This is a genomic window from Geopseudomonas sagittaria, assembly GCF_900115715.1.
GTDB lineage: Bacteria > Pseudomonadota > Gammaproteobacteria > Pseudomonadales > Pseudomonadaceae > Geopseudomonas > Geopseudomonas sagittaria.
On sequence record NZ_FOXM01000044.1, the window covers coordinates 1 to 5525 of the forward strand.

Here is a 5525-nt window from a genome sequence, read left to right on the forward strand (position 1 = left end):
GGCCCCCGGGTTGTCTCAGCGGAAGAGTTACGCAAGTGGTTGAGTAGAAAAGAAAATTTCGAAAAACGCTTGACAGGTTGCAAGGCTGCTGTAGAATTCGCGGCCTCGGTTGAGACGAAAGACTTGATCGAAACGCTCTTTAACAAGTTGAATCAAGCAATTCGTGTGGGTGCTTGTGAGATAAGACTGATGGTCGCAAGATTATCAGCGTCACAAGTAGTCTCGTGAATTCATGAGTTTATTTGCGATTGCTGAGCCAAGTTTAGGGTTTTCTCAAAACCCGCAATGATGTGAACTGAAGAGTTTGATCATGGCTCAGATTGAACGCTGGCGGCAGGCCTAACACATGCAAGTCGAGCGGATGAGGGTAGCTTGCTACCTGATTCAGCGGCGGACGGGTGAGTAATGCCTAGGAATCTGCCCGATAGTGGGGGACAACGTTTCGAAAGGAACGCTAATACCGCATACGTCCTACGGGAGAAAGCAGGGGACCTTCGGGCCTTGCGCTATCGGATGAGCCTAGGTCGGATTAGCTAGTTGGTGGGGTAAAGGCTCACCAAGGCGACGATCCGTAACTGGTCTGAGAGGATGATCAGTCACACTGGAACTGAGACACGGTCCAGACTCCTACGGGAGGCAGCAGTGGGGAATATTGGACAATGGGCGAAAGCCTGATCCAGCCATGCCGCGTGTGTGAAGAAGGTCTTCGGATTGTAAAGCACTTTAAGCTGGGAGGAAGGGCAGTAAGTTAATACCTTGCTGCTTTGACGTTACCAGCAGAATAAGCACCGGCTAACTTCGTGCCAGCAGCCGCGGTAATACGAAGGGTGCAAGCGTTAATCGGAATTACTGGGCGTAAAGCGCGCGTAGGTGGTTCAGCAAGTTGGATGTGAAAGCCCCGGGCTCAACCTGGGAACTGCATCCAAAACTACTGGGCTAGAGTATGGTAGAGGGTGGTGGAATTTCCTGTGTAGCGGTGAAATGCGTAGATATAGGAAGGAACACCAGTGGCGAAGGCGACCACCTGGACTAATACTGACACTGAGGTGCGAAAGCGTGGGGAGCAAACAGGATTAGATACCCTGGTAGTCCACGCCGTAAACGATGTCAACTAGTTGTTGGGTTCCTTGAGGACTTAGTAACGAAGCTAACGCGATAAGTTGACCGCCTGGGGAGTACGGCCGCAAGGTTAAAACTCAAATGAATTGACGGGGGCCCGCACAAGCGGTGGAGCATGTGGTTTAATTCGAAGCAACGCGAAGAACCTTACCTGGCCTTGACATGCTGAGAACTTTCCAGAGATGGATTGGTGCCTTCGGGAACTCAGACACAGGTGCTGCATGGCTGTCGTCAGCTCGTGTCGTGAGATGTTGGGTTAAGTCCCGTAACGAGCGCAACCCTTGTCCTTAGTTACCAGCACGTAATGGTGGGCACTCTAAGGAGACTGCCGGTGACAAACCGGAGGAAGGTGGGGATGACGTCAAGTCATCATGGCCCTTACGGCCAGGGCTACACACGTGCTACAATGGTCGGTACAGAGGGTTGCCAAACCGCGAGGTGGAGCTAATCTCACAAAACCGATCGTAGTCCGGATCGCAGTCTGCAACTCGACTGCGTGAAGTCGGAATCGCTAGTAATCGTGAATCAGAATGTCACGGTGAATACGTTCCCGGGCCTTGTACACACCGCCCGTCACACCATGGGAGTGGGTTGCTCCAGAAGTAGCTAGTCTAACCTTCGGGGGGACGGTTACCACGGAGTGATTCATGACTGGGGTGAAGTCGTAACAAGGTAGCCGTAGGGGAACCTGCGGCTGGATCACCTCCTTAATCGAAGACTTCAGCTTCCTCATAAGTTCCCACACGAATTGCTTGATTCACTGATGAAAGGCGATTGGGTCTGTAGCTCAGTTGGTTAGAGCGCACCCCTGATAAGGGTGAGGTCGGCAGTTCGAATCTGCCCAGACCCACCAATTGTCGTGGTGCGCAGGCCGGTCAAAATTGATGGGGCCATAGCTCAGCTGGGAGAGCGCCTGCTTTGCACGCAGGAGGTCAGGAGTTCGATCCTCCTTGGCTCCACCACTCCCAAGACGAAAATCGCCGAAAGCTCAGAAATGAGTGTTTACCGCCCGGTGCCGCAAGGCAGATGTGGAGGGTGAAACATTGATTTCTGGTCTTTGTATCAGACTGTTCTTTAAAAATTTGGGTATGTGATAGAAGTAGACTGGTTAGTCGTTTTCACTGGCGGCTAATCAAGTCAAGGTAAATTTGCGAGTTCAAGCGCAAGTTTTCGGCGAATGTCGTATTTACACGAATATAACCAGATTGCTTGGGGTTATATGGTCAAGTGAATAAGCGCATACGGTGGATGCCTTGGCAGTCAGAGGCGATGAAAGACGTGGTAGCCTGCGAAAAGCTTCGGGGAGTCGGCAAACAGACTTTGATCCGGAGATCTCTGAATGGGGGAACCCACCCAGCACAAGCTGGGTATCTTGTACTGAATACATAGGTGCAAGAGGCGAACCAGGGGAACTGAAACATCTAAGTACCCTGAGGAATAGAAATCAACCGAGATTCCCTTAGTAGTGGCGAGCGAACGGGGATTAGCCCTTAAGCTTCTTGGATTTTAGTGGAAGGCTCTGGAAAGTGCCGCCATAGTGGGTGATAGCCCCGTACACGAAAGAATCCTTGAAGTGAAATCGAGTAGGACGGAGCACGAGAAACTTTGTCTGAATATGGGGGGACCATCCTCCAAGGCTAAATACTACTGACTGACCGATAGTGAACCAGTACCGTGAGGGAAAGGCGAAAAGAACCCCGGAGAGGGGAGTGAAATAGAACCTGAAACCGTATGCGTACAAGCAGTGGGAGCCCACTTTGTTGGGTGACTGCGTACCTTTTGTATAATGGGTCAGCGACTTATATTCAGTGGCGAGCTTAACCGTTTAGGGGAGGCGTAGCGAAAGCGAGTCTTAATAGGGCGTTTAGTCGCTGGGTATAGACCCGAAACCGGGCGATCTATCCATGAGCAGGTTGAAGGTTAGGTAACACTGACTGGAGGACCGAACCCACTTCCGTTGAAAAGGCAGGGGATGACTTGTGGATAGGAGTGAAAGGCTAATCAAGCTCGGAGATAGCTGGTTCTCCTCGAAAGCTATTTAGGTAGCGCCTCACGTATCACTCCAGGGGGTAGAGCACTGTTTCGGCTAGGGGGTCATCCCGACTTACCAAACCGATGCAAACTCCGAATACCTGGAAGTGCGAGCGTGGGAGACACACGGCGGGTGCTAACGTCCGTCGTGAAAAGGGAAACAACCCAGACCGTCAGCTAAGGTCCCAAAGTTATGGTTAAGTGGTAAACGATGTGGGAAGGCTTAGACAGCTAGGAGGTTGGCTTAGAAGCAGCCACCCTTTAAAGAAAGCGTAATAGCTCACTAGTCGAGTCGGCCTGCGCGGAAGATGTAACGGGGCTCAAACCATACACCGAAGCTACGGGTGCATCCTTTGGATGTGCGGTAGAGGAGCGTTCTGTAAGCCTGTGAAGGTCAGTTGAGAAGCTGGCTGGAGGTATCAGAAGTGCGAATGCTGACATGAGTAACGACAATGGGAGTGAAAAACTCCCACGCCGAAAGACCAAGGGTTCCTGCGCAACGTTAATCGACGCAGGGTTAGTCGGTCCCTAAGGCGAGGCTGAAGAGCGTAGTCGATGGGAAACAGGTTAATATTCCTGTACTTCTGGTTACTGCGATGGAGGGACGGAGAAGGCTAGGCCAGCTTGGCGTTGGTTGTCCAAGTTTAAGGTTGTAGGCTGGGATCTTAGGTAAATCCGGGATCCTAAGGCTGAGAACTGATGACGAGTTGTCTTTTAGATGACGAAGTGGTTGATGCCATGCTTCCAGGAAAAGCTTCTAAGCTTCAGGTAACCAGGAACCGTACCCCAAACCGACACAGGTGGTTGGGTAGAGAATACCAAGGCGCTTGAGAGAACTCGGGTGAAGGAACTAGGCAAAATGGCACCGTAACTTCGGGAGAAGGTGCGCCGGTGAGGGTGAAGTATTTACTACGTAAGCCCATGCCGGTCGAAGATACCAGGCCGCTGCGACTGTTTATTAAAAACACAGCACTCTGCAAACACGAAAGTGGACGTATAGGGTGTGACGCCTGCCCGGTGCCGGAAGGTTAATTGATGGGGTTAGCGAAAGCGAAGCTCTTGATCGAAGCCCCGGTAAACGGCGGCCGTAACTATAACGGTCCTAAGGTAGCGAAATTCCTTGTCGGGTAAGTTCCGACCTGCACGAATGGCGTAACGATGGCGGCGCTGTCTCCACCCGAGACTCAGTGAAATTGAAATCGCTGTGAAGATGCAGTGTATCCGCGGCTAGACGGAAAGACCCCGTGAACCTTTACTATAGCTTTGCACTGGACTTTGAGCTTGCTTGTGTAGGATAGGTGGGAGGCTTTGAAGCGTGGACGCCAGTCTGCGTGGAGCCAACCTTGAAATACCACCCTGGCAACCTTGAGGTTCTAACTCTGGTCCGTTATCCGGATCGAGGACAGTGTATGGTGGGTAGTTTGACTGGGGCGGTCTCCTCCTAAAGAGTAACGGAGGAGTACGAAGGTGCGCTCAGCGTGGTCGGAAATCACGCGTAGAGTATAAAGGCAAAAGCGCGCTTGACTGCGAGACAGACACGTCGAGCAGGTACGAAAGTAGGTCTTAGTGATCCGGTGGTTCTGTATGGAAGGGCCATCGCTCAACGGATAAAAGGTACTCCGGGGATAACAGGCTGATACCGCCCAAGAGTTCATATCGACGGCGGTGTTTGGCACCTCGATGTCGGCTCATCACATCCTGGGGCTGAAGCCGGTCCCAAGGGTATGGCTGTTCGCCATTTAAAGTGGTACGCGAGCTGGGTTTAGAACGTCGTGAGACAGTTCGGTCCCTATCTGCCGTGGACGTTTGAGATTTGAGAGGGGCTGCTCCTAGTACGAGAGGACCGGAGTGGACGAACCTCTGGTGTTCCGGTTGTCACGCCAGTGGCATTGCCGGGTAGCTATGTTCGGAAAAGATAACCGCTGAAAGCATCTAAGCGGGAAACTTGCCTCAAGATGAGATCTCACTGGAGCCTTGAGCTCCCTGAAGGGCCGTCGAAGACTACGACGTTGATAGGCTGGGTGTGTAAGCGTTGTGAGGCGTTGAGCTAACCAGTACTAATTGCCCGTGAGGCTTGACCATATAACACCCAAACAATTTGTTGTTTGCGTGTGACAGGCCGAAAGCTTGCAAGAGCACGTGAAATTACCGAAGATACACCGATATCACATACCCAATTAGGGGAAGCGACTAAAAACGATTCCCCAACAAATTGCTTGACGACCATAGAGCGTTGGAACCACCTGATCCCATCCCGAACTCAGCAGTGAAACGACGCATCGCCGATGGTAGTGTGGAGCTTCTCCATGTGAGAGTAGGTCATCGTCAAGCACCTATACAGAAACCCCGATCAGCTAACGCTGGTCGGGGTTTCG

At 51.9% G+C, this 5525-nt stretch carries 1 protein-coding gene, 2 tRNA genes and 3 rRNA genes; all 6 read left to right on the plus strand.

What is annotated here, in order from left to right:
• Positions 1–228, plus strand: a 228-nt coding sequence (locus tag BM297_RS22010) for a hypothetical protein (RefSeq protein ID WP_217648298.1), incomplete at its 5' end; no start/stop codon positions are given.
• A gap of 64 nt (positions 229–292) precedes the next feature.
• Positions 293–1829, plus strand: a 16S ribosomal RNA gene (locus BM297_RS21300).
• 66 nt (positions 1830–1895) lie between these two features.
• Positions 1896–1972: transfer RNA gene (locus BM297_RS21305), tRNA-Ile, on the plus strand.
• A gap of 33 nt (positions 1973–2005) precedes the next feature.
• Positions 2006–2081: transfer RNA gene (locus BM297_RS21310), tRNA-Ala, on the plus strand.
• A 259-nt stretch (positions 2082–2340) separates the two neighbouring features.
• Positions 2341–5232: ribosomal RNA gene (locus BM297_RS21315) — 23S ribosomal RNA — on the plus strand.
• 133 nt (positions 5233–5365) lie between these two features.
• Positions 5366–5481 (plus strand): 5S ribosomal RNA (rrf, locus tag BM297_RS21320).
• The 16S, 23S and 5S rRNA genes sit together here with 2 tRNA genes alongside, the layout of an rRNA operon.
• The last annotated feature ends 44 nt before the right edge of the window (positions 5482–5525 follow it).